Here is a 336-nt window from a genome sequence, read left to right as displayed (position 1 = left end):
ATGACCCGTAGGGGATTCGAACCCCTGTTACCTCCGTGAAAGGGAGGTGTCTTAACCCCTTGACCAACGGGCCATATAAGCTCTCAACCGGGATCGAACCGGTGACCTCATCCTTACCATGGATGCACTCTACCTACTGAGCTATGAGAGCATGGCTCCCCGAGCAGGACTCGAACCTGTGACAACTCGATTAACAGTCGAGTGCTCTACCAACTGAGCTATCAGGGAATATATGCGCTTGTATAACAAGCGCAGTACCGCCTGGCAACGTCCTACTCTCCCAGGACCCTTCGGTCCAAGTACCATCGGCGCTGGAGGGCTTAACGGTCGTGTTCG

General features: G+C 54.5%; 3 tRNA genes and 1 rRNA gene. All 4 read right to left on the bottom strand.

From position 1 onward, the window contains the following. Position 1: 1 nt before the first annotated feature. Positions 2-73, bottom strand: a tRNA-Glu gene (locus ACE5KN_RS31095). 5 nt (positions 74-78) lie between these two features. Continuing rightward, positions 79-151: transfer RNA gene (locus ACE5KN_RS31090), tRNA-Thr, on the bottom strand. A 1-nt stretch (position 152) separates the two neighbouring features. Beyond that, positions 153-228: transfer RNA gene (locus tag ACE5KN_RS31085), tRNA-Asn, on the bottom strand. Between the two features lie 31 nt (positions 229-259). Beyond that, positions 260-336 (bottom strand): 5S ribosomal RNA (rrf, locus tag ACE5KN_RS31160); the annotation flags it as partial.

Source organism: Paenibacillus terreus (assembly GCF_042138595.1).
Lineage (GTDB): Bacteria > Bacillota > Bacilli > Paenibacillales > Paenibacillaceae > Paenibacillus > Paenibacillus terreus.
Note: the sequence above shows the minus strand (reverse complement) of the source record. Positions and strands in the feature narration are given on the sequence as shown.